This window comes from Streptomyces sp. NPDC054866, assembly GCF_053610745.1.
Window position 1 is genome coordinate 140,278 of record NZ_JBSGZA010000005.1, and the last position, 23,191, is coordinate 163,468.

Below are 23,191 nucleotides of genomic sequence, written 5' to 3' on the forward strand. Positions count from 1 at the left end.
GTACGTTCCGTCATCGAGACATCAACACGTCGAGCCGCTCAGATGCCGCTCAACAACCCGCCCGCCAGGCCGATCACCACGGGCAGCACCCCCACCGCGATGAACGCGGGCAAGAAGCACAGCCCCACCGGCGCCGTCATCAGGACTCCGGCCCTGCGCGCCGCCGCGGTGGCCGTACGCCCCCGTTCCGCCCGGCAGTCCGCGGCGAGGCGCGCCACTGGCTCCGCCGCCGGAGCCCCCGAGTCCCCGGCCCGCTCAAGCAGGCGAGCCAGTGCTCCCGCGCCCGGTATCGCGCCCAACCTCCGCCACGCGTCGGATGGTTCACCGCCCAGCCGCACCTCCGCGGCCCCCTGCCCGAGCCGCTCCCCGACAGGACCCTTCAGGGCTTCGCCGACAGCCTGAGCGGCCACGACAGGTCCGGCCCCCGCAGCGACGCAGGCCGCCAACAGGTCTGCGGCCAAGGGCAGTTGCCGAGCCGCCTCCACCGCGTCGAACTCAGCGACGCGAGCGTCCCGCCCCCGCCACCAACGCCACACCCCGTACCCGGCACCCAACCCCACCAGGCACCCCGGAACCCCGCCCACCAGCACCCACCCGGCACTCACCGCCCCGGCCACCGCCATCCACCCCCGCACCGCGCCCCGCCACCGACACCACTGCCTCCGCGAGCCCCCTGGCAGCCGGTCCGCCACGCCCAGTACGACCCCTGAACGCCCCCGCACCGCCCGCTCACGCCGCGCCGAAAGGGCAGCCGACATCAGCCACAGCACGGCCACCGCACCCCACACGGCCACCCCCAGCTCGTGGACTACATGGTTCATCGCTCCTCCGCCCCTCGTACGATCCGCAGCGCCCACCACACGCCGACCCCCTCCAACGCCCCGCCCACCGCCAGGCACCCGAGCCCCGCCCCGGTGTGCAGCAACACCCGCAGGGGCGCCGCACCCAGCGCGCTCCCCATGAGCAGTCCGAGGACCGGCAGCCCCGCGAGCATCACCGCCGTCGACCGAGCTCCCGCCAACTGGGCCCGGAGATCGGACCGTTGATCCCGCTCCGCCCGCAGCGCACCCTCCAGCCGCTCAAGCCCCGCCGCGAGCCCTGCCCCGCGGTCCACCGCCACCCGCCAGCACGCCGCGAGCCCCACAAGACCCCGCGCCCCCGGCTCCCGCGCCGCCTCCTCAAGCGCCCCCGGGACATCCCCGCCGAACCGCGCCGCCGCCAGCACGCCGGCCCGCGCCTCGCCGAGCCCGAGGCCGCGGTCGGCCGCCGCGGCCCGCAACGCCTCCCCCGGCTGCCGCCCGGCCCGCACCTCTCCCGCGAGCGCCCCGCACAACGCGATCACCGCGGTGGCCCGGCGCTCGCTTTCCAGCCGTGCGTCCCTGCCTCGCCGTACGCGCCGTATCAGCGGCACCCCTGCCGCTCCAAGGACCAGCGGCAGCACCGACTCCCCGAGCAGCGCGACCACCGCGCCGCCCGCCAGCACCCACCACTCGTGCCGCACCCTGCTGCCCACGCGGCCCACCGCCCGCCGCCACGCCGAATCCACCGGCTCGGTCTCGCCGCCGCCCACGAGCACCGCCCGCGTCCGCCGCCGCCCTCGGTCCCGCCCGACCACCAGCCAGGCCGCGCTTCCCGCGCACACGGCCGCCGCCATCCCCGCCACACTCATCCCTCACCACTCCAACCGCCGCTCACCAGAAGCGAGTTCAGCCGCTCCCAGCCACGCTCCCGGACAAACTCCTTCTCTCCCCATCGCAGGGCCGGGACCGTCACCACGAGGCCGGACGCGTCGCGTTCCAGGACATGCACCTCGGCGATCCGCCGCCGACCGGCCCGGTCCCGTACGAGATGGAGCACCACGGACAGCGCGGCCGCCAGCTGGCTGTGCAGAGCGGCCCGGTCGAGTCCTGCCGCCGTCCCCAGCGCCTCCAGGCGGGCGGGCACGTCCCCCGCGGCGTTGGCGTGGACCGTGCCGCAGCCGCCCTCGTGGCCCGTGTTCAGAGCTGCCAGCAGATGGACCACCTCCGCGCCCCGCACCTCACCCACGACGAGCCGGTCGGGACGCATCCGCAGCGCCTGCCGCACCAGGTCGTCCAGGCCGACTTGACCGGCCCCCTCCTGGTTCGCGGGCCTGGCCTCCAGGCGCACCACGTGCGGATGATCGGGGCGCAGCTCCGCCGAATCCTCGGCGAGCACGATCCGCTCCCCCGGCCCGACGAGACCGAGGAGCGCGCTCAGCAGCGTCGTCTTGCCCGATCCCGTCCCGCCGCTGATCAAGTAGGAGAGCCGGGCGTCGAGCAGCGCCCTCAGCAGTCGGTCCCCGCCGGGCGGCACCGTCCCCGCCGCGGTCAGTTCCGCGAGGGTGAAGGCCCGGGGCCGTACGACACGCAAGGAGAGGCAGGTCGACCCGACGGCGACCGGGGGCAGCACCGCGTGGAGGCGGGTGCCGTCCGGGAGCCGTGCGTCCACCCAGGGCCTCGCGTCGTCGAGCCTGCGCCCTGCCACGGCCGCGAGCCGCTGTGCCAGCCGCCGCACCGCCGCCGCGTCCTCGAAGGACACGCTGGTCAGCTCCAGGCCCCCGCCGCGGTCCACCCACACCCGGTCGGGCGCGGACACCAGCACATCGGTCACCGAGTCGTCCGCGAGCAATGTCTCCAGGGGCCCCGCGCCCACCAGCTCCGATCGCAGCCGCGCCGCCGCGCCCAGGACTTCCGCGTCGCCGAGCACCCTGCCCTGGGCGCGCAGCGCCTCGGCCACGCGGGCCGGGGTCGGCTCCGTCCCGTTCTCCGCGAGCCACTGGCGGACCCCGTCCAGCATCCTGGCCCCGACGACGGCGCTCATGAGCCGCCTCCGGTGGCGTCGACCGGAACCCGGTCCCAGAAGGCCGTGCAGAACCGCGCCAGCGGCCCTCGCGCGACGCCTCCCGGCGGCATTCCCCCGGCCTGCGCGGCCAACAGGCCCGGCTCCCTCGGCAGTTCCCCGACGAGTGGCAGCCCGACGAGCCGCGCGACCTCCTCCGCGTCGAATCCACTGAAGCCGTCGATTCCGCCGCCTGCCGCGCGCCCGGCGCCGCCCCTGCCGACCACCGCCCGCAGGTCCCCCAGCACCATCCCCACCGCCGACGCGACCCGCCGGGCCCCCGCGACCGCGCGCAGCTCCGCGGGCACCACCAGGAGCCCCAGATCCACCTGGGCCAGCGCCTCGGCCACTCCTTCGTCCACGCGGCGCGGCAGATCCACGACCACCACCCCGCCCCGCCTGCGGGCCGCGGCGATCACCGCCCGCATGGCCTCGGGCGCAATGACCACCGCGTCGCCCCGATCCCAGCTCAGGACCCGCAGGGAATGCAGCTCGGGCAGCGACTCCTCGAGCGCGCCCCCGCCGACCCGTCCCCTGGACTGCGCGAAGGCGGGCCAGCGGAGTCCGTCGGCAGCTTCGCCGCCGAGCAGCACATCAAGCCCGCCGCCGAGCGGGTCGGCGTCCACGAGCATCGTGCGCCGCCCCGCGCGGGCCGCCGTGACGGCCAGCGCGCACGCCAGCGTCGAGGCGCCTGCTCCGCCACTCCCGCCGATCACTCCCACCGTGAGCGCGGGCCGCCCCACGCCCTCGGCGACATCGGCGATGCGGTCCACGAGCCATCGCTCGCCGTCGGGCAGGACCAGCACATGATCGGCACCGATCTCCACCGCGCGCTGCCAGACCCCCGAGTCGTCCTGGTCCCGCCCGACCAGCACGACACCGCGCCTGCGCACGGCGCCCCGCACCCGGTCCACCGCGTCGTCCCCGACCAGGACCAGGGGCGCCGCGTCCCAGCCGCCTCTGCGCTCCGGCACGCCGTGCTGCACCTCGGGCCGCGCCCCCGCCGCGGCGCACAGCCGCAGCAGGTCGTCCAGCAGGTCCACATCTTCCGTGACGATCAGCGGTCCGCCCTGCCGTCCATCGGACGACGGCGGCCCGTCACGTGTAATCACTCCAGCCACGATCTCCAGCCCCCTCTCACTGCAAGCCCGTTGAATGCCGCGTTCCACATCAGCGATGAGCCGGCCAAAGCAATCCGGCCATGGACTTCGCGTGCAGAACGAGCGGAATCAGCGTGCAGCGATCCGGGATAACGTGTGGATCTTGGTCAATAACTGTGGACAAGACGGGGTCTGTGAATATCCCCTTCACCCATACCGGTGACATCCCGAAGACTTCCGCAGAGCAGCCTGGCGACTACGTACAGTGACGGATCTTGGGCATGAAAAAAGATCGCCGAATCGGCTGCCAGAGGCGCCAGGCGATCAGATGAGGGTCGGAAGAGGCCCGGAAAACCCATCCGGACATGCGACGACCCCCGCCGGGGGGGAGAGCGGGGGTCGTCCCCACGGTCCGACTCGGGGGGGGAGGAGCCAGACCGGGTTAGCACGGTCGCGAACGATCCGTGACTTCCATGGTGTACCCGAGAGCCTTCTCAGGCAAACCCACGCGCCTCACCTTACGCCGAATGGTGGGCGCCTATGCTCGGCCTCGTGGAAAACCACTCCTTGCCTCGCACAGCCGCCTTCTTTGACCTGGACAAGACGGTCATTGCGAAGTCGAGCACACTCACCTTCAGCAAGTCGTTCTACCAAGGCGGGCTGATCAACCGCAGGGCGGTACTCCGAACCGCATATGCACAGTTCGTCTTCCTCGCCGGCGGGGCCGACCACGACCAGATGGAGCGGATGCGCGAGTACCTGTCCGCGCTCTGCCGCGGATGGAACGTGCAGCAGGTCAAGGAAATCGTCGCCGAGACGCTGCACGACCTGATCGACCCGATCATCTACGACGAGGCCGCGTCCCTCATCGAGGAGCACCACACCGCAGGCCGGGACGTCGTCATCGTCTCCACCTCGGGCGCGGAGGTCGTCGAGCCGATCGGCGAACTGCTCGGCGCGGACCGGGTGGTGGCGACCCGGATGGTGGTCGGCGACGACGGCTGCTTCACCGGCGAGGTGGAGTACTACGCCTACGGCCCCACCAAGGCGACCGCGATCAAGGAGCTCGCGGACTCCGAGGGGTACGACCTCGACCGCTGCTACGCCTACAGCGACTCGGCGACCGATCTCCCCATGCTCGAATCCGTGGGGTATCCGCACGCGGTGAACCCCGATCGCGCACTGCGCCGCGAGGCTCTCGCGCGCGAGTGGCCGATTCTCGACTTCCACCGGCCGGTCCGGCTCAAGGAGCGGCGCCAGGGGCCGTCCCGGCCCGCGCTCGTCGCGGCGGCGGCCGTGGGTGCCGCTGCGGCCACAGCGGGCCTCGTGTGGTTCGTGAGCCGCCGCCGGACCTCACGTGCCCGATTCGCCCTTATTTGAACCTAAAAGTAAAGAAGTAGTGCCAGCACTTCCGCTTACCCCAGGACAGGAGTACAAAGGAGTCAACGGCCCGCGAGACCAAGGACATCCGAGAGGATTACCTTTGAACGCAACCAAGGCCCCACGGACCGATGCATGAACACCGAGCACCCACGCGACGTCGACCCGTCGATTACGGGCCAGCCGCACCAGGTGACGGGCTAAGTTCCCGACCTGATGGGCAACTTTCGAGGACGCTTGGTAACACGGTGAACATGCCAGCGGCGGTACGAGAACTCGTACCGCCGCATCCCTGTTCAGGGCCCCTTCACATCAGGCCGCGCCGCGCTGCATCGCCTCGCAGACCGCCGTCGACTCCCTGACGCCCAGTTCGACCGCACGTCCGCAGTGGGCGATCCAGGCGGCCATGCCCTCCGGCGTCCCGGATGCGTAGCCGTCGAGCGCCCCCACATAGGCCGCCCGTCCCTGTTCCGCATGACCGGCCTCGGCCGGACAGACGGACTTCGGGTCGAGCCCGCTGCCCACCAGGACGATGCGCTCGGCCGCCCGCGCGACCAGGCCGTTGTGCGAGCCGAAGGGGCGCAGGCTGAGCAGTTCGCCGTGCACCACGGCCGCCGTGACGAGAGCCGGCGCGGAACCTCCCGCGATGATCAGCTGCGAGAGACCCTCCAGGCGGCCCGCCACCTCGTCGGAGTCCGGCACATCCAGCTCGACCAGCGGCTCGTCGACCGGCTCGCCGGCCAGCCGCGGCCGTCCCGCCGCCTCGTCGTTCTCCGCGGCGGCCACCAGATGGAGGCGCGCGAGGACCCGGAGCGGTGACTGCCGCCAGATGGAAAGGAGTTGACCGGCCTCCGCGGTCAGCCGCAGGGCCGCGCCGATCGTGCGGGCCTCGCCGTCTCCACTGAAGTCGCTGCGCCGGCGCACCTCTTCGAGTGCCCAGTCGGCACCGGAGAGCGCCGCTGAGCCGCGGGCACCGCGCAGGGCCGCCTCGGAGGTGACCTCATTGCTGCGGCGCCGCATGATCCGGTGGCCGTAGACCCGGTCCACGGCCTTGCGCACGGAGTCCACGGAGTCGGCCACGCCGGGCAGGGCGCCCAGGGCCGCGAGCGGATCGGCTGTCGTACTCATGAGTACGACCCTACGCACCCCCGGGGCCCGCCCCACGAAGGAGTGGTCTTCTTCACGCCGGATCGATACGGCAGGTGATCGTCCGGCTACCCTTGGTGAACATGAAGATCGCTTTCGTAGGGAAGGGCGGCAGCGGCAAGACCACGCTGTCCTCGCTCTTCATCCGCCACCTCGCCGCCACCGGAGCACCGGTCCTCGCGGTGGACGCCGACATCAACCAGCACCTGGGCCCCGCGCTCGGCCTCGACGAGGCGGAAGCCGCCGCCCTGCCCGCCATGGGCGCGCGGCTCCCCCTCATCAAGGAGTACCTGCGGGGCTCCAATCCGCGGATCGCATCCGCCGACACGATGATCAAGACGACACCGCCCGGCGAGGGCTCGCGGATCCTGCGGGTGCGCGAGGACAACCCCGTGTACGACGCGTGTGCGCGGCCGGTGGAACTCGACGACGCAGCCGTGCGTTTGATGGTCACAGGGCCGTTCACCGAAGCCGACCTCGGTGTCGCCTGCTACCACTCCAAGACGGGGGCGGTGGAGCTGTTCCTGAACCACCTGGTCGACGGGCGCGACGAGTACGCGGTCGTCGACATGACCGCGGGTTCGGACTCCTTCGCGTCCGGCATGTTCACCCGCTTCGACATGACGTTCCTGGTGGCCGAGCCGACCCGGAAGGGGGTCTCCGTCTATCGCCAGTACAAGGAATACGCACGCGACTTCGGCGTCGACCTCAAGGTCGTCGGCAACAAGGTGCAGGGCCAGGACGACGTCGACTTCCTGCGCGAGCAGGTGGGCGACGACCTCCTGGTGACGGTCGGGCACTCGGACTGGGTGCGCGCCATGGAGAAGGGCCGCCCGCCCCGGTTCGAGTTCCTGGAGGACGACAACCGCCGTTCCCTGCAAGCACTTCAGAGCGCCGTCGACACCTCGTACGAGCAAAGGGACTGGGACCGCTACACCCGTCAGATGGTCCACTTCCACCTGAAGAACGCGCAGAGCTGGGGCAACGAGAGGACGGGTGCCGACCTGGCTGCCCAGGTCGACCCCGACTTCGTACTGCGTGAGCGGACCGTCGCCACGGCCTGAACTCCCTTGGGGGAGTTACGGCTTGGCTGCCGGGGCGCCCGGTACGCCCTTCGGGGCCGGTGCGGGCTGGGCGGAGAGGTAGGACGCCCAGCCCTCCTTCGGGGCCTGGCCGACCCGGAGCTTGGTGAGGCGCTCCACGGTCTGCGGGTCCTGGGCGTCGAGCCAGTCGGCGAGTTGACGGAAGGAGACGCAGCGCACTTCGCGCTTGGTGCAGACCGACTCGATCGTCTCCTCGATGGCGCGCATGTACGTGCCGCCGTTCCAGGACTCGAAGTGGTTGCCGATGATCAGCGGGGCGCGGTTGCCCTTGTAGGCGCGGTCGAAGCCCTGAAGGAGGCCGTCACGCATCTGGTCGCCCCAGTACTCGTGCTTGCTGGGGTCGCCCTGGGACGTCGTGCCCGACTGGTTCACCATGAAGTTGTAGTCCATGGTCAGCGTCTCGAACTTACGGCCGGGGACGGGGACCAGCTGCATCGACAGGTCCCAGAGGCCTTCCTTCTTCTTGGGCCAGACCTGGTTGTTGACGCCGCTGGTGTCGTAGCGGAAGCCCAGCTCGCGAGCCGCCCGCATGAAGTTCTTCTGGCCTTCGAGGCAGGGCGTGCGGGCGCCGATGAGTTCCTTGTCGTAGTCGAAGGGCAGCGGCTGCGCCTTCTTCATGCCCGTGTTCGTCTTCCAGGCCTTCACGAAGGACTTGGCCTGCTTGATCTCGCTCTTCCAGTCGGCGACCGACCACTCGCCCACACCGCGGCCGGCGCCACAGAAGTGGCCGTTGAAGTGGGTGCCGACCTCGTTGCCCTCGAGCCAGGCGCCGCGGAGCTGCTCCACGGTGTCCTTGATTCCCTTGCGGTCGTTGAAGCCGATGTCCGAGCTGCCTGCCATGTGCTGCGGCGGGTCGTAGAGCTTCCGCTTCGACTCGGGGAGCATGTACACGCCGCTGAGGAAGTACGTCATCGTGGCGTCGTTGCGCTTGGCGACCTTGCGGAAGTGCGAGAAGAGCTTCTGGCTGTCCTCGCCTGCGCCGTCCCAGGAGAAGACCACGAACTGGGGCGGCTTCTGGCCGGGTCTCAGCCGGGTGGGCTCGGGCAGGTGCGGCTGTCGGCCGGTGAAGGCGGTGGAACCGTCACCGATCATGCGGACCGCGCTCTTGGGGGCCGGGGCGGGGGCTGCCTTCTTGGCGCCCGGGGCGCCTGGCTTGGCGCCGGTGTCGCCGCTCGAGCAACCGGCCAGTACCGCGACGGATGCCACGAGGGCGGTGATGCCCGCGGCGATCCGCTGGATCCTCTGGGTGGCGGCCATCTTCCGCCCACCTTCTTCCTTCACGTCGGCTTCGAATCGGGGCCCTTCCGCAGCGGCACTGCGGGGAGCCCACGGGGGGCGCTTCAGGGGTCACCACCGGAGGGGATTGGGCAGGAATTGCCCGGAAATGACCCGTAGCGCCGCCAACGTCGCACGGAGGCATGAAGCAGACGTTCCGACAAGCCGACGAATAGCTTTATTCACCCTTCGGGGTGATCTAGTGCCCCATTTGCCCTGCTTGTCTATCCGAGACCTTTACTCTCCATTACGATTCGTTTACCGAGAGTTGAGAAATCCCGCCGCTGCAACGCCGTGACCCACGGCCGCGACCCGCCCTCCGGAGACCTCCCGGAGGACCCCTTGTCCCGCGACCGCGCCGCCCCGGAGGAGACGGGAAACCATGTCTGCCTGCGTCCCCACCCACGCCACCGACTCGGCCCACGCATCACGCGACCACGAGCCCCACGCGCCGCCGCCCGGCAGGTTCCGCAAGTTCCGTAAGTTCCGCATCGCCGGCGCCGACGTCTCCGCGTCCATCGCCGTCTTCTTGATCGCCCTGCCGCTGTCCCTCGGCATCGCGCTCGCCACCGGAGCGCCGCTCCAGGCGGGCCTCGTCGCCGCCGCCGTCGGCGGCCTGGTCGCCGGCTGGGTCGGCGGATCACCGCTACAGGTCAGCGGCCCCGCCGCGGGGCTCACGGTCGTCACCGCCGACCTCATCCACCAGTACGGCTGGCGGACCACATGCGCCATCACCGTCCTCGCCGGAATCGCCCAACTCGGCCTCGGCTGCCTGCGCGTGGCCCGCTCGGCGCTCGCCGTCAGCCCCGCCGTCGTGCACGGCATGCTGGCCGGCATCGGCGTCGCCATCGCCGTCGCCCAGCTGCACATCGTGCTCGGCGGCACCCCGCAGAGCGCCGTGCTCGACAACCTCCGCGCGCTGCCCGCCCAGTTGGCCGACCTGCACCCGGCCGCGCTGTCGATCAGCGTGCTGACCCTGGCGGTACTGCTGCTCTGGCCGCGGATTCCCGGGCGTACGGGCCGAGCCCTGCGAGTCGTACCGGCTCCCCTGGTCTCCGTCGCCGTGGCGACGGCCGTCGCCGTGGTCGCCGGGCTGAGCGTGGCCAGGGTCGACCTGCCGTCGTGGCGCAGTCACGCGCTGGTCGGCCTGCCCGAAGGGCCCGTCCTCGGGCTCGTCGCCGCCGTCCTCACGGTCACGCTGGTCTGCAGCGTGCAGTCGCTGCTCGGCGCCGTCGCCGTGGACAAGCTCGCCTCCGGGCGGCGCGACCCGCGCGCCGGCGGTGTCCGCTCCGACCTCAACCGCGAACTGCTCGGCCAGGGCGCCGCCAACGCCGTGTCCGGGGCGCTCGGCGGGCTCCCCGTCGCCGGGGTCGCGGTGCGCAGCACGGCGAATGTGCGGGCCGGTGCCGTCAGCCGGAACTCCACGATGCTGCACGGCGTTTGGGTAGTAGTGGCCGCCCTGCTCCTGGTCCCCCTCCTCGAGCTGATCCCGCTCGCCGCGCTCGCCGCCCTGGTGATGGCGGTCGGCATCCAGATGGTGAGCCTGAACCACATCCGCGTCATCACCCGCCACCGCGAGACCCTCGTGTACACCACCACGACCCTCGGTGTCGTCTTCCTCGGTGTGCTCGAAGGCGTGGCCATCGGCGTCGCCGTCGCCGTGGCCGTCGCGCTGCACCGCCTCGCCCGCACCCGGATCACCCACACCGAGGAGGGCGGGGTCCACCACGTGCGCGTCCGGGGGCAGTTGACCTTCCTCGCCGTGCCGCGCCTGAGCAGAGCGCTGCATCTCGTACCCCAAGGCGCGGCGACCATCGTCGAGTTGGACGGATCGTTCATGGACCACGCCGCGTACGAGGCGCTGCAGTGCTGGCAGGACGCGCACACCGCGCAGGGCGGCACCGTCGAGGTGACCGGGCGCGCCGGGACGCGGATCGCCGAGCCCGCCGGAGCGTCGCACTCCTGCTGCCGGCCCTGGACGGCCTGGCGCAACCACCACTGCGACCGGCCCCAGGAAGCCCCCAGAGGCGAGGGGCGGCGCAGTGGGTATCAACTGGAAAGCGGCATCAGCGCGTTCCAGCGGAACACGGCGCCGCACGTGCGGGGCGAGCTGGCCCGGCTCGCACGCGAGGGACAGCAGCCCTCACAGCTCTTCCTGACCTGCGCCGACTCCCGGCTCGTCACGTCGATGATCACGTCGAGCGGTCCGGGTGACCTCTTCGTCGTCCGCAACGTCGGCAATCTGGTGCCGCTGCCGGGCGCCGAGAGCGGCGACGACTCGGTGGCCGCGGCGATCGAGTACGCGGTGGACGTACTGAAGGTGCGGTCCATCACCGTGTGCGGGCACTCTGGATGCGGGGCGATGCAGGCGCTGCTCACCACCCCGCCCGGGGGCGCCCAGACGCCCCTGAAGCGGTGGCTGCGGCACGGGATGCCGAGCCTTGAGCGCATGGCGGCCCACAAGAAGGAGAGTTGGGCGCGGCTCGCCGGGCGGGCCCCCGCCGACGCGGTCGAGCAGCTCTGTCTGACCAATGTGGTCCAGCAGTTGGAGCACCTGCGCGGCCACGAGGCCGTGGCGCGGCGCTTGGCCGAGGGCGCCCTCGAACTGCATGGCATGTACTTCCATGTCGGCGAGGCGCAGGCCTACTTGCTCACCGGCAGCCCGGACGCCGTATTCGACCAGGTCACACCGTCGCCGCAGCAGGGATCACCACGCGAGGAGCCGCCCACCCGAGTAAAGGTCTAAACCAATTTTCGGCAAGCTCTTGTCACCAGGGGTTCGGGTCTGATGAGCTGTGGCTTTGGACACAACGGACACCCTGGGAATGGGAGATGTCGTGAGCAACGAAAGCCTGGCCAACCTTCTTAAAGAAGAGCGAAGGTTCGCGCCGCCGGCCGACCTGGCGGCCAACGCCAACGTCACCGCGGAGGCGTACGAACAGGCCAAGGCTGACCGGCTCGGCTTCTGGGCCGAGCAGGCCCGCCGGCTGACCTGGGCCACCGAACCGACCGAGACGCTCGACTGGTCGAACCCGCCCTTCGCGAAATGGTTCGCCGACGGGAAGCTCAACGTCGCGTACAACTGCGTCGACCGTCACGTCGAGGCGGGCCACGGCGACCGCGTGGCGATCCACTTCGAGGGTGAGCCCGGCGACAGCCGGGCCATCACCTACGCCGAGCTCAAGGACGAGGTCAGCCGGGCCGCCAACGCGCTGGCCGAACTGGGTGTCCAGCAGGGCGACCGCGTCGCGGTCTATCTGCCGATGATCCCCGAGGCCGTCATCTCGATGCTGGCCTGTGCCCGTATCGGCGCCGCGCACTCCGTGGTCTTCGGCGGGTTCTCCGCCGACGCCATCGCCAAGCGCGTGGCGGACGCCGACGCCAAGGTCGTCATCACCTCCGACGGTGGCTACCGCAGGGGCAAGCCCGCCGCCCTGAAGCCCGCGGTCGACGACGCCGTCTCGCGCGAGGGAAGCTCCGTCGAGCACGTACTCGTCGTGCGCCGCACCGGCCAGGACGTGGCGTGGACCGAGGGCCGCGACGTGTGGTGGCACGAGCTCACCGAGCGCCAGTCCGCCGAGCACACGCCTGAGGCCTTCGACGCCGAGAACCCGCTCTTCATCCTCTACACGTCGGGTACGACGGGTAAGCCGAAGGGCATCCTCCACACCTCCGGCGGCTATCTCACGCAGGCCGCGTACACCCACCACGCGGTGTTCGACCTCAAGCCGGAGACCGACGTCTACTGGTGCACGGCCGACATCGGCTGGGTCACCGGGCACTCGTACATCACGTACGGCCCGCTGGCGAACGGCGCGACGCAGGTCATGTACGAGGGCACGCCCGACACCCCACACCAGGGGCGCTTCTGGGAGATCGTCCAGAAGTACGGCGTGACCATCCTCTACACGGCGCCGACGGCGATTCGTACGTTCATGAAGTGGGGCGACGACATCCCCGCGAAGTTCGACCTCAGCAGCCTGCGGGTCCTCGGGTCGGTCGGTGAGCCGATCAACCCCGAGGCCTGGATGTGGTACCGGAAGAACATCGGCGCCGACAAGTGCCCCATCGTGGACACCTGGTGGCAGACCGAGACCGGCGCGATGATGATCTCGCCGCTGCCGGGCGTGACCGAGACCAAGCCGGGAAGCGCCCAGCGCGCGCTGCCGGGCATCGCCGCGACCGTCGTCGACGACGAGGCGCGCGAAGTGCCGGACGGCGGTGGCGGCTACCTCGTCCTGACCGAGCCGTGGCCCTCGATGCTGCGGACCATCTGGGGCGACGACCAGCGCTTCATCGACACCTACTGGTCGCGCTTCGAAGGCAAGTACTTCGCCGGAGACGGCGCCAAGAAGGACGACGACGGCGACATCTGGCTGCTCGGCCGCGTGGACGACGTGATGCTCGTGTCCGGGCACAACATCTCCACCACCGAGGTCGAGTCGGCGCTCGTCTCGCACCCCTCGGTCGCCGAGGCGGCCGTCGTGGGCGCGGCGGACGAGACCACCGGTCAGGCCATCGTCGCGTTCGTGATCCTGCGGGGCACGGCGAACGCCGACGACGAGGGCCTCGTGGCGGACCTGCGTAACCACGTGGGTACGACCCTCGGCCCGATCGCCAAGCCGAAGCGCATCCTGCCGGTGGCCGAGCTGCCGAAGACGCGCTCCGGGAAGATCATGCGGCGCCTGCTCCGCGACGTCGCCGAGAACCGCGAGCTGGGTGACGTCACCACGCTCACGGACTCCTCCGTGATGGATCTGATCCAGACCAAGCTGCCGGCCGCGCCGAGCGAGGACTAGCCAGACCCACGCCTGAGAGGGGCACCCGGCACCGCGCCGGGTGCCCCTCTTGCGCATAAAGTGACGATCGCCGGATAGGTCCGGTCGCACGTTAGGTACCCTAAGGATCGCGTCAACAACGCGACAAGAAATCACGACACGAAGTATCTGGGTGCGCCGGGAAGTCTGGTCGGCAAGTGTTTCGTCCTGCCTACCGACCGGAGGTCGACCCCCGTGGCCGCGCCCGCACCCAGCAACGCACCCCGCAACAACCGCAAGGTCCTCGGACGGCTCTCGCTGCCCGAGCGGAACTTCGTCGCGAACGCGCTGCGTGCCGAGACCGTCGGCGGTGTCCTCCTCCTCGTCGCCGCCGTCACCGCGCTGATCTGGGCGAACACCGCCGGCGGCTCGTACGAGTCCGTGAGCGGCTTCCACATCGGGCCCGCCTCCCTCGGCCTCGACCTCTCCATCCAGCACTGGGCGGCCGACGGACTGCTCGCCGTCTTCTTCTTCGTCGCCGGCATCGAACTCAAGCGTGAGCTCGTCGCGGGCGACCTGCGCGACCCGAAGGCCGCCGCGCTGCCCGTCATCGCCGCGCTCTGCGGCATGGCCGCACCCGCTCTCGTGTACGTCCTGGTCAACACCGTGGGCAGCGGCTCCATGGACGGCTGGGCGGTGCCGACCGCCACGGACATCGCCTTCGCGCTCGCCGTCCTCGCCGTCATCGGCACCTCGCTGCCGTCCGCGCTGCGCGCCTTCCTGCTCACGCTCGCCGTCGTCGACGACCTCTTCGCGATCCTGATCATCGCGGTGTTCTTCACCAGCGAACTCAACTTCGCGGCCCTGGGCGGCGCCGTCATCGGCCTCGCGGTCTTCTGGCTGCTGCTCCGCAAGGGCGTACGCGGCTGGTACGTCTACGTTCCGCTGGCCCTTGTCATCTGGGGGCTGATGTACAACAGCGGCATCCACGCCACGATCGCCGGTGTCGCGATGGGCCTGATGCTGCGCTGCACCCGCCGCGAGGGCGAGGAGCACTCGCCGGGCGAGCACATCGAACATCTGGTGCGCCCCCTCTCCGCGGGCCTCGCGGTGCCGCTGTTCGCGCTGTTCAGCGCCGGTGTCGCGGTGTCGGGCGGCGCGCTCGGGGACGTGTTCACCAAGCCGGAGACACTCGGTGTCGTCCTCGGTCTCGTGGTCGGCAAGGCCGTCGGCATCTTCGGCGGCACCTGGCTCGCGGCCCGCTTCACCAAGGCTGAGCTCAACGACGAACTCGCCTGGCCGGACGTGTTCGCGGTCGCCTCGCTCGCCGGCATCGGCTTCACCGTCTCCCTCCTGATCGGCGAACTCGCCTTCAGCGAGGACCCGCTGCTCACCGATGAGATCAAGGCAGCCGTCCTGATGGGCTCTCTCATCGCGGCCGTCCTTTCCGGGATCCTGCTCAAGGTGCGCAACGCCCGCTACCGCGCGCTGTACGACGAGGAGGAGCGCGACGACGACCTCGACGGCATCCCGGACGTGTACGAACAGGACAAGCCGGAGTACCACCTGCGGATGGCCGCGATCTACGAAAAGAAGGCGGCCGAGCATCGCAGGCTTGCCGAAGTGTCGGCCGGGGCACGCGCCGATGACGAGGGTCCGGCATGATCTGAGCAGACTTGACTGCTCGGCATGGGCTGGGCGGTCGTATCTGACCAGACGTACGTGAGCAGGCTTACGCAGACTGCGTGAGCACGCCTACGCAGTCCTGAGCAGTCCTACGCAGACTTACGGAGAAGGGGAGAAGCGATGAGCACACCCGACGGGCCCGTCGGCACCGAACGCAGCCTCGGCCAGCTGGTCTCCACGGCGACCAGCGAGATGTCCGCGCTGGTGCACGACGAGATCGCGCTGGCCAAGGCCCAGCTGCGGCAGGACGTCAAACGGGGTGCGGTCGGCGGCGCCGCCTTCGCCGCGGCCGGGACGGTGCTGATCTTCTCGCTGCCGATGCTGAGCTTCGCCCTGGCGTACGGCATCCGCACCTGGAGCGGCTGGAACATGGCCATCTGCTTCGTGCTCTCCTTCGCGGCGAACGTGCTGGTCGCCGGGGTGCTCGCGCTGATCGGCGTCGTCTTCGCGAAGAAGGCCAAGAAGGGCAAGGGCCCGCAGAAGGCCGCCGCTTCGGCCAAGGAGACGGCTGCCGTACTCCAGAACGTCAAGCCGCACCCGCGTTCGGTTGGCCCCGCCCCCGCCGTGGGTGCCACCCTCGACCGTGGCAGTGAGAAGGCTGCGGCTGTGGCACGCTCGTCTTCATGACGGACCCTGCCACGCCCGCCCCCCATCCGGCCCAACCGACGTCACTCGTACGCATCGAAGGACCGTGGACCCACCGGGACGTCGCCGCCAACGGCGCCCGCTTCCACATCGCCGAGATGGGCGACGGGCCGCTCGTGCTGCTCCTGCACGGCTTTCCGCAGTTCTGGTGGACCTGGCGGCATCAGATGGTGGCACTCGCCGACGCGGGCTTCCGTGCGGTCGCGATGGACCTGCGGGGCGTGGGCGGCAGCGACCGTACGCCGCGTGGTTACGACCCGGCGAACCTCGCGCTCGACATCACGGGCGTCGTGCGGTCGCTCGGCGAACCGGACGCCGCGCTCGTCGGGCACGACCTCGGCGGATACCTCGCGTGGACAGCGGCCGTGATGCGGCCCAAGCTGGTGCGCCGCCTCGCCGTCTCCTCGATGCCGCACCCGCGGCGCTGGCGCTCGGCGATGCTGTCGGACCGCAAGCAGACCTCCGCGGCCTCGTACGTGTGGGGCTTCCAGCGGCCGTGGGTGCCGGAGCGTCAACTCGTCGCGGACGACGCCGCTCTGGTGGGGCGTCTGGTGCGGGACTGGTCGGGGCCTCGGCTCCCGGACGACGAGTCGGTGGAGACGTACCGCCGTGCCATGACGATCCCGTCGACGGCGCACTGCTCGATCGAGCCGTACCGCTGGATGGTGCGGTCGATGGCCCGCCCCGACGGCATCCAGTTCAACCGGCGCATGAAGCGGCCCGTACGGGTTCCCACGCTGCATCTGCACGGATCGCTCGACCCCGTGATGCGGACGCGCAGCGCGGCCGGTTCGGGCGAGTACGTCGAAGCGCCTTACCGGTGGCGGCTGTTCGACGGACTGGGGCACTTCCCGCAGGAGGAGGACCCTGTCGCTTTCTCCACCGAGCTGGTGAACTGGCTGAAGGATCCCGAGCCGGACCGGTAACCGGACGGTAGGCCGAGCGGAGGCCCTCGACGGGCCTCGACGGGCCTTGACTTGCAGCCGTGGGAACACCTGTCCTTCGAACGGCCAATTGCCTCCCGCATAGGCCAATTGGGGCCCGTGGGCGCGATTACCGACCTTGGGGCACGGGCACACGTCCGGGTATGGGCTGGACGCACGACTACAGTGACGCAGCACGCAACCGCCGCTCGGCCACAGCGCTGAACAGCCGTGAGAGGGGCGGTCCGCACGATCCGGGCCATGAGGGCCCTGCTCAAGGCATCGGCATTCCCCACATCCTGCGCCGCAGGGCCCGCTGGGTCTCGGCGCGGCTGAGGCATACGCGCGACTGATCCGGCCGTTCCCCCGGCTGCGCGCCGCCTAGAGCGCGCAACCCTCTAGAGCGCGCAACCCTCGCTGTCGACCTCTTGGTTGGCGGTGCGGCCTGCCTCGATGTCCTCGCGGACCTCGTCGGCGGTGAGGGCATAGCCGGTGTCCGGGTCGTCGAGCGACTTCGCGAAGACCACGCCGTAGACCTTGCCTTCGGGCGTGAGCAGCGGGCCGCCTGAGTTGCCCTGGCGGACGGTCGCGTAGAGCGAGTACACATCGCGGCGCACGGTACCCCGGTGGTAGATGTCCGGGCCGTTGGCCGTGATGCGACCGCGCACGCGCGCGGGACGGACGTCGTACGGGCCGTTCTCCGGGAAGCCCGCGACGATCGCGTTGTCACCGCTGACCGCGTCCTTGGACGTGAACTGCAGGGCGGGCGCCTGGAGGGTCGGCACGTCCAGTACGGCGATGTCGCGCTCCCAGTCGTAGAGCACGACCTTCGCGTCGTACGTCCTGCCGTCTCCGCCTATCTGCACCGTCGGGTCGTCCACGCCGCCGACCACATGCGCGTTGGTCATCACGCGGCGCTCGGAGAAGACGAAGCCGGTGCCTTCGAGGACCTTGCCGCAGCCGCGGGCCTCGCCCTGCACCTTCACGATGGAGCGCCTGGCCTTCGTCGCGACCTCGCTCTTGGCGAGCCTGGGATCGGGGGCCTGGACCTCGGTGATGGGCTCGTTCGAGAACGGGCTGAAGACCTGCGGGAAGCCGTTGCGCGCAAGGACCGATGAGAAGTCCGCGAACCAGGTGTCGGCCTGGTCGGGCAGCGTGCGCGAGACGCCTAGCAGGATCTTGGAGTTGCGTACTTCCTTGCCGACCGTCGGCAGCGTCGTACCCGCGAGGGCGGAGCCGATCAGCCAGGCGACGAGGAGCATCGCCAGTACGTTGACCAGCGCGCCGCCCGTGGCGTCCAGGGCGCGGGCGGGCTGCCAAGTGATGTACCGGCGGAGCTTGTTGCCCAAGTGGGTGGTGAAGGCCTGGCCGATGGAGGCACAGACGATCACGATGACCACGGCGACGACGGCGGCCGTCGTGCTCACCGCCCCCTCGTCGTCCGTGAGGGCGCCCCAGATGACGGGCAGCAGGTACACCGCGACGAGTCCGCCGCCCAGGAAACCGATCACCGACAGGATGCCGACGACGAATCCCTGGCGATAACCGACGACCGCGAACCACACGGCGGCGACCACCAAAAGGATGTCCAGCACGTTCACCGATTCAATCCTCGCCTCGCATCGCGGTCGCCACGTCCCCGCAACCTTGTCATGCGCGCCAGTCGAGCGGCACCTGCTTGGTGCGGTCCCAGGGGCGCTCCCAGCCTGCGAAGTGCAGAATTCTGTCGATCACTCCGGCCGTAAAACCCCAGACCAGAGCGGATTCGACGAGGAAGGCCGGGCCTCGGTGGCCGCTCGGATGAACCGTCGTCGCGCGGTTGTCGGGATCCGTGAGATCGGACACGGGAACCGTGAAGACGCGGGCGGTCTCGGCCGGATCGACGACGCCGACGGGGGTGGGCGTGCGCCACCAGCCGAGCACCGGGGTCACCACGAAGTCGCTCACCGGGATGAAGAGCTTGGGCAGCACGCCGAAGAGCTGGACGCCTCGGGGGTCGAGCCCGGTCTCCTCCTCGGCCTCGCGCAGGGCGGCGCGCAGGGGGCCGTCGGCGAGCGGATCGCCGTCCTCGGGGTCGAGGGAGCCGCCGGGGAAGGAGGGCTGGCCCGCGTGCGAGCGCAGGCTCCCGGAACGCTCCATCAGGAGCAGCTCGGGGCCGTGTGCGCCCTCTCCGAAGAGGATCAGTACGGCGGACTGGCGTCCGGCGCCGCTCTCCGGGGGCAGGAAGCGGCTGAGCTGGGTCGGCTGGACCGTTTCGGCGGCGCGGGCGACGGGGTCCAGCCAGGCGGGGAGTCCTTCGGTGCTGAGGCGCACGTGTCCGTTGGGGCTTCGTGCTGGGCGGCCTGTGCCGCCGGGGCCCTGGAATCCGTTCCCATCGCTCATGTGCGTATCGCTCGTGTCGGTTGTCTCGCTCGTGTCGCTCGCGTGCGTCATCGGCACCCCCGTCCAACTGTGGACAACGCCTGTGGACCCTCGGTTGGTTCCTCGCTCATGCGGCGCCCAGCGGGGGCGCGGCCTTCCCCGGGTAGTCCGGCGGGGGCTTGAGGCGCTGGCCCGGCAGGCCCCCCATCTCGTACTTCAGGAGCTTCTTCGCCTTCTCCGGGTCGGTCTCGCCCTCCCCGTACGACGGGCAGAGATCGGCGATCGGGCAGGCGCCGCAGGCGGGCTTGCGGGAGTGGCAGATCCGGCGGCCGTGGAAGATCACGCGGTGCGAGAGCATCGTCCACTCGCTCTTCGGGAAGAGGTCGGCGACGACGGCCTCGACCTTCACCGGGTCGGTCTCCTCGGTCCACTTCCAGCGCCGGACGAGCCGCCCGAAGTGGGTGTCCACGGTGATGCCGGGGACTCCGAAGGCGTTCCCGAGCACGACGAACGCGGTCTTGCGGCCTACGCCGGGCAGCTTGACGAGGTCTTCTATGCGGCCGGGGACCTCGCCGTCGTGGTTGTCCCTGAGGGCCGTGGCGAGCCCCATGATCGACTTCGTCTTCGCCCGGAAGAACCCGGTCGGCCGGATCAACTCCTCGACCTCTTCGGGGTTGGCGGCGGCGAGGTCTTCCGGGGTCGGGTACGCGGCGAAGAGGCGCGGCGTCGTCTGGTTCACCCGCAGGTCGGTGGTCTGCGCGGAGAGGACCGTGGCGATGAGCAGCTCGAAGGGGTTCTCGAAGTCCAACTCGGGGTGGGCGTACGAGTACACGTCGGCGAGCTCGCGGTTGATACGGCGGGCTCGGCGGACGAGGGCTGTGCGGGACTCGGGCTTGGCCTTGGCGGGGGCGGTTTTTTTCGCCGGGGCGGTCTGCTTGGCCGCGGCGGTCTTCTTGGCCGGGGCGACGGTCTTCTTCGCTGGAGCGGTCTGCTTCGCTTGGGCGGCGGGCTTCTTGGCCGGGGTGGATTTCGTCGCTCCGGCTGTGGCCTGATTCTTCTCCGAAGGCTTCCTCACCGGTGGCACCTTTGTCCCTTTTGTCGCATTCTCTGGTTCAGTGGAAGTCTGTTCGCCCACAGCGGAATCTGGGAGGGCGGTCACCTTCCCAGCCCTCCTGGCCTGTGCTCTCACCGGCTTTTTGGACACCCGGCCAGCCTAGAGCCCGACACTGACATCCGCCCTGGACCCTATGGATCGGCCCCCAATTGGCCCCCTCCCGCACAGCTTGCGACGCCGGTGCGGCAGACTTGTGACTGATCACACTGTTTGGACCGTCCGGCAAAATGGGGGGACCACAGTCCCCTGATGCAGGCCGACAAGGAGAGAACTCGTGGACGACGTTCTGCGGCGCGCCCCGCTCTTCGCGGCGCTCGATGACGAGCAGGCCGCGGAGCTCCGCGCCTCCATGAGTGAGGTGACGCTCGCGCGCGGGGATGCGCTTTTCCATGAGGGCGACCCCGGAGACCGCCTTTACGTGGTCACCGAGGGCAAGGTGAAGCTTCACCGCACCTCACCCGACGGCCGCGAGAACATGCTCGCGGTGCTCGGCCCCGGCGAGCTCATCGGTGAGCTCTCGCTGTTCGACCCGGGCCCGCGTACGGCCACCGCCTCCGCGCTCACCGAGGTCAAGCTGCTCGGTCTGGGCCATGGCGACCTTCAGCCGTGGCTGAACGCACGGCCCGAGGTGGCCGCGGCGCTGCTGCGTGCCGTTGCGCGGCGCCTGCGCAAGACGAACGACCAGATGTCCGATCTGGTCTTCTCCGACGTGCCCGGGCGTGTGGCCCGCGCCCTTCTCGACCTGTCGCGCCGCTTCGGTGTGCAGTCCGAAGAGGGCATCCACGTCGTGCACGACCTCACGCAGGAAGAGCTGGCCCAGTTGGTCGGCGCGTCCCGCGAGACGGTCAACAAGGCTCTGGCGGACTTCGCTGGGCGCGGCTGGCTTCGGCTGGAGGCGCGTGCGGTGATTTTGCTGGATGTGGAGCGGTTGGCAAAGCGGTCGCGCTGACGCTGTTTCGTACGCGGATGGGGTCCCGCCTCTTTGAGGCTGGGCCCCATCCGTGCTTCCGCACAAGGCTTTCCCGCCCACCCACCCGATTGCCCCGCGGTGTGGGGGGGTGGGTGCGGCCCGGCTTCCCGGCTGGGGGAGGTGGGGGCAGGCCTGGGGAGTTGCCGCCGCTCAGGCCTGCCGGGCGCGCCTTAGGGCCGATGGGCGGGGAGTGTCCGTCGTCCAGGGCCCCGGGGCGGCTTGGGGCGGCGGAAGGATCGCCGTCCAGGACGCCGGGTTGGGGCGGGTGGGTGGGAAATATCCGCCCGCCAGGACCCCGGTCGGCTGAGGGCGGGCCCTCGCGGAGTTGGGGTGGGTGGGCAGGGAGCAGCCCGGCCGGGGTAGGTGCCTCGGCGGGGGATCTTTGAGCGGTTAGGCGCCCACGCCCGGTTAAATCAAGCCGTGTTCCCGCAAGTAGTCCAGTTGCGCCCTTACCGACAGTTCCGCCGCCGGCCACAAGGAGCGGTCCACGTCCGCGTAGACGTGGGCGACCACGTCCGAAGGGGCCGCGTGGCCGTTCTCCACGGCCGTCTCGACCTGGGCCAGGCGGTTCGCGCGGTGGGCGAGGTAGAACTCGACGGCGCCCTGGGCGTCTTCCAGTACCGGACCGTGGCCCGGCAGGACCGTGTGCACGCCGTCGTCGACCGTCAGGGACCTCAGCCGCCGCAGGGAGTCCAGATAGTCCCCCAGGCGGCCGTCAGGGTGCGCCACGACCGTCGTACCGCGGCCCAGGACCGTATCTCCCGTCAGGACCGCCTGATCGGCCGGGAGATGGAAGCAGAGGGAATCCGCGGTGTGGCCCGGCGTCGGGACCACGCGGAGTTCCAGGCCACCCGTCGTGATCACGTCTCCCGCGCCCAGGCCCTCGTCGCCGAGGCGCAGCGCGGGGTCGAGGGCCCGCACCTTGCTGCCGGTCAGCTCCGCAAAGCGGGCCGCGCCCTCCGCGTGGTCCGGGTGGCCGTGGGTGAGGAGGGTGAGCGCGACCCGCTGCCCGGCCTTCTCGGCCGTGGCGATGACGTTCTGGAGGTGTACGTCATCCAAGGGCCCCGGGTCGATGACTACCGCGAGCCCGGAGTCCGGCTCGGACACGATCCAGGTGTTGGTCCCGTCCAGCGTCATCGCGGAGGCGTTCGGGGCGAGGACGTTGACCGCGCGGGCAGTGGCGCGACCGCTGAGGGCTCCACCCCGGGGCTGGCCGGGAAGGGCGGCGGCTTCGGTCATGCGGGGGTGACTCCCGTCCGGTTCGTGGCAGGCGTGGCCGTGATGGGAGGCGTGGTCGCTGAGGCTGCCGTGGCCCTGGTGCCAGGCATAGCCGTGGTGGGAGGCGTGGCCCTGGTGGGAGGCGCGGCCCTCGTGGCGGGCATGGCCCTGGTGGCAAGCGCGGCCCTCGTGGGAAGCGCGGCCCTCGTGGGAAGCGCGGCCCTCGTGGGAAGCGTGACCCTCGTGGCGGGCATGGCCCTCGTGGCGGGCATGGCCCTCGTGGCGGGCATGGCTGGGACGGGAGGCGCGGCCTTGGTGACGGGTGTAGCCCTGGCGGCAGGCGTAGCCGTGACGAGAGGCATAGCCCTAGTGGCGGGCAGGACCCTGCTGCCAGGCGTAACCCCGGTGCCACACGTGACCCTGCTGCCAGGCGTAACCCCGGTGCCACACGTGACCCTGGTGGCAGGCGTAACCCCGGTGCCAGGCACGACCCCGGCTCCACACGTGACCCTGGTGCCACGCGAAACTCTGGTGGCACGCGTAACCCTGCTGCCAGGCACGACCCCGGCGCCAGGCGTAACCCCGGTGCCAGGCGCGACCCCGGCGCCACGCGCAACCCCGGTGCCAGCCGTAACCCTGGTGCCAGGCACGCCC

Annotated in this window: 19 protein-coding genes; 9 read left to right on the top strand and 10 right to left on the bottom strand. The window is 70.7% G+C overall.

All coding sequences use genetic code 11. The features are described 5' to 3' along the window. Window positions 1-38 precede the first annotated feature (38 nt). The 4 genes from ACWGI2_RS25525 to ssd are packed head-to-tail and all read right to left on the bottom strand — an operon-like array spanning window position 39 to window position 3,980. Window positions 39-821 (bottom strand): type II secretion system F family protein, encoded by a 783-nt coding sequence (locus ACWGI2_RS25525; RefSeq protein WP_453697843.1) that lies wholly within the window; start codon window positions 819-821, stop codon window positions 39-41. Beyond that, complete coding sequence (locus ACWGI2_RS25530) at window positions 818-1,669, bottom strand: type II secretion system F family protein (protein WP_453697844.1); 852 nt, start codon at window positions 1,667-1,669, stop codon at window positions 818-820. Before ACWGI2_RS25530 ends, ACWGI2_RS25525 begins: the two co-directional genes overlap by 4 nt. Then, window positions 1,666-2,841: a TadA family conjugal transfer-associated ATPase gene (locus ACWGI2_RS25535; protein ID WP_453697846.1), complete on the bottom strand. Its 1,176-nt coding sequence runs from the start codon at window positions 2,839-2,841 to the stop codon at window positions 1,666-1,668. Before ACWGI2_RS25535 ends, ACWGI2_RS25530 begins: the two co-directional genes overlap by 4 nt. Next, entirely contained in the window at window positions 2,838-3,980 is a 1,143-nt protein-coding gene (ssd, locus tag ACWGI2_RS25540) for a septum site-determining protein Ssd (protein WP_453697847.1), read from the bottom strand. The genes ACWGI2_RS25535 and ssd overlap by 4 nt, the downstream gene beginning before the upstream one ends. Window positions 3,981-4,499: 519 nt before the next feature. Here ssd and ACWGI2_RS25545 point away from each other — a divergent pair. Beyond that, window positions 4,500-5,339, top strand: coding sequence for an HAD family hydrolase (locus ACWGI2_RS25545; RefSeq protein ID WP_453697848.1), 840 nt, complete (start codon window positions 4,500-4,502; stop codon window positions 5,337-5,339). Between the two features lie 312 nt (window positions 5,340-5,651). Here the strand turns inward: ACWGI2_RS25545 and ACWGI2_RS25550 are convergent, their stop codons facing one another. After that, window positions 5,652-6,467, bottom strand: a complete 816-nt coding sequence (locus ACWGI2_RS25550) for a Fic family protein (RefSeq protein ID WP_160506339.1) — start codon at window positions 6,465-6,467, stop codon at window positions 5,652-5,654. Window positions 6,468-6,568: 101 nt separating this feature from the next. On the opposite strand from ACWGI2_RS25550, the gene ACWGI2_RS25555 reads away from it, so the two are divergent. Beyond that, entirely contained in the window at window positions 6,569-7,549 is a 981-nt protein-coding gene (locus ACWGI2_RS25555) for an ATP-binding protein (protein WP_453697850.1), read from the top strand. Window positions 7,550-7,564: 15 nt separating this feature from the next. On the opposite strand, the gene ACWGI2_RS25560 is transcribed toward ACWGI2_RS25555, so the two are convergent. Next, complete coding sequence (locus ACWGI2_RS25560; RefSeq protein WP_453397016.1) at window positions 7,565-8,845, bottom strand: hypothetical protein; 1,281 nt, start codon at window positions 8,843-8,845, stop codon at window positions 7,565-7,567. Between the two features lie 400 nt (window positions 8,846-9,245). Here ACWGI2_RS25560 and ACWGI2_RS25565 point away from each other — a divergent pair, with 400 nt between their 5' ends. The 6 genes from ACWGI2_RS25565 to ACWGI2_RS25590 all read left to right on the top strand — a co-directional run bounded on the left by ACWGI2_RS25565 (window position 9,246) and on the right by ACWGI2_RS25590 (window position 17,227). Further along, a complete protein-coding gene (locus ACWGI2_RS25565; protein ID WP_453697851.1) occupies window positions 9,246-11,609 on the top strand; it encodes a bifunctional SulP family inorganic anion transporter/carbonic anhydrase in 2,364 nt (787 codons plus the stop codon). Window positions 11,610-11,658: 49 nt separating this feature from the next. Then, window positions 11,659-13,662 carry an acetate--CoA ligase gene (gene acs, locus ACWGI2_RS25570; RefSeq protein WP_453697852.1) on the top strand — a complete coding sequence of 668 codons (2,004 nt, stop codon included), beginning with the start codon at window positions 11,659-11,661 and terminating at the stop codon, window positions 13,660-13,662. A gap of 213 nt (window positions 13,663-13,875) precedes the next feature. Beyond that, the gene (nhaA, locus tag ACWGI2_RS25575; RefSeq protein WP_453697854.1) at window positions 13,876-15,285 is read left to right on the top strand and encodes a Na+/H+ antiporter NhaA; all 1,410 of its coding nucleotides are present in this window, start codon (window positions 13,876-13,878) and stop codon (window positions 15,283-15,285) included. Window positions 15,286-15,426: 141 nt separating this feature from the next. After that, window positions 15,427-15,933, top strand: coding sequence for a phage holin family protein (locus tag ACWGI2_RS25580; RefSeq protein WP_160506299.1), 507 nt, complete (start codon window positions 15,427-15,429; stop codon window positions 15,931-15,933). Further along, window positions 15,930-16,877 carry an alpha/beta fold hydrolase gene (locus tag ACWGI2_RS25585; RefSeq protein WP_453397012.1) on the top strand — a complete coding sequence of 316 codons (948 nt, stop codon included), beginning with the start codon at window positions 15,930-15,932 and terminating at the stop codon, window positions 16,875-16,877. The genes ACWGI2_RS25580 and ACWGI2_RS25585 overlap by 4 nt, the downstream gene beginning before the upstream one ends. Window positions 16,878-17,038: 161 nt before the next feature. Continuing rightward, on the top strand, window positions 17,039-17,227 hold the full coding sequence (locus tag ACWGI2_RS25590) for a hypothetical protein (RefSeq protein WP_237330242.1): 189 nt from the start codon (window positions 17,039-17,041) through the stop codon (window positions 17,225-17,227). Between the two features lie 45 nt (window positions 17,228-17,272). On the opposite strand, the gene ACWGI2_RS25595 is transcribed toward ACWGI2_RS25590, so the two are convergent. Genes ACWGI2_RS25595 through nth form a run of 3 tightly spaced genes read right to left on the bottom strand, consistent with a single transcriptional unit; the run spans window position 17,273 to window position 20,319 of the window. Beyond that, window positions 17,273-18,475 carry a MarP family serine protease gene (locus ACWGI2_RS25595; RefSeq protein WP_453697856.1) on the bottom strand — a complete coding sequence of 401 codons (1,203 nt, stop codon included), beginning with the start codon at window positions 18,473-18,475 and terminating at the stop codon, window positions 17,273-17,275. 49 nt (window positions 18,476-18,524) lie between these two features. Continuing rightward, the gene (locus ACWGI2_RS25600; RefSeq protein WP_453697857.1) at window positions 18,525-19,307 is read right to left on the bottom strand and encodes an NUDIX hydrolase; all 783 of its coding nucleotides are present in this window, start codon (window positions 19,305-19,307) and stop codon (window positions 18,525-18,527) included. Window positions 19,308-19,362: 55 nt separating this feature from the next. Next, a complete protein-coding gene (gene nth, locus ACWGI2_RS25605) occupies window positions 19,363-20,319 on the bottom strand; it encodes an endonuclease III (RefSeq protein ID WP_453697858.1) in 957 nt (318 codons plus the stop codon). Between the two features lie 304 nt (window positions 20,320-20,623). Here nth and ACWGI2_RS25610 point away from each other — a divergent pair, with 304 nt between their 5' ends. Continuing rightward, on the top strand, window positions 20,624-21,298 hold the full coding sequence (locus tag ACWGI2_RS25610; protein ID WP_016642758.1) for a Crp/Fnr family transcriptional regulator: 675 nt from the start codon (window positions 20,624-20,626) through the stop codon (window positions 21,296-21,298). 429 nt (window positions 21,299-21,727) lie between these two features. Here ACWGI2_RS25610 and ACWGI2_RS25615 read toward each other — a convergent pair whose 3' ends face one another. After that, window positions 21,728-22,558 (bottom strand): MBL fold metallo-hydrolase, encoded by an 831-nt coding sequence (locus tag ACWGI2_RS25615; protein ID WP_453697860.1) that lies wholly within the window; start codon window positions 22,556-22,558, stop codon window positions 21,728-21,730. Window positions 22,559-23,191: the final 633 nt, after the last annotated feature.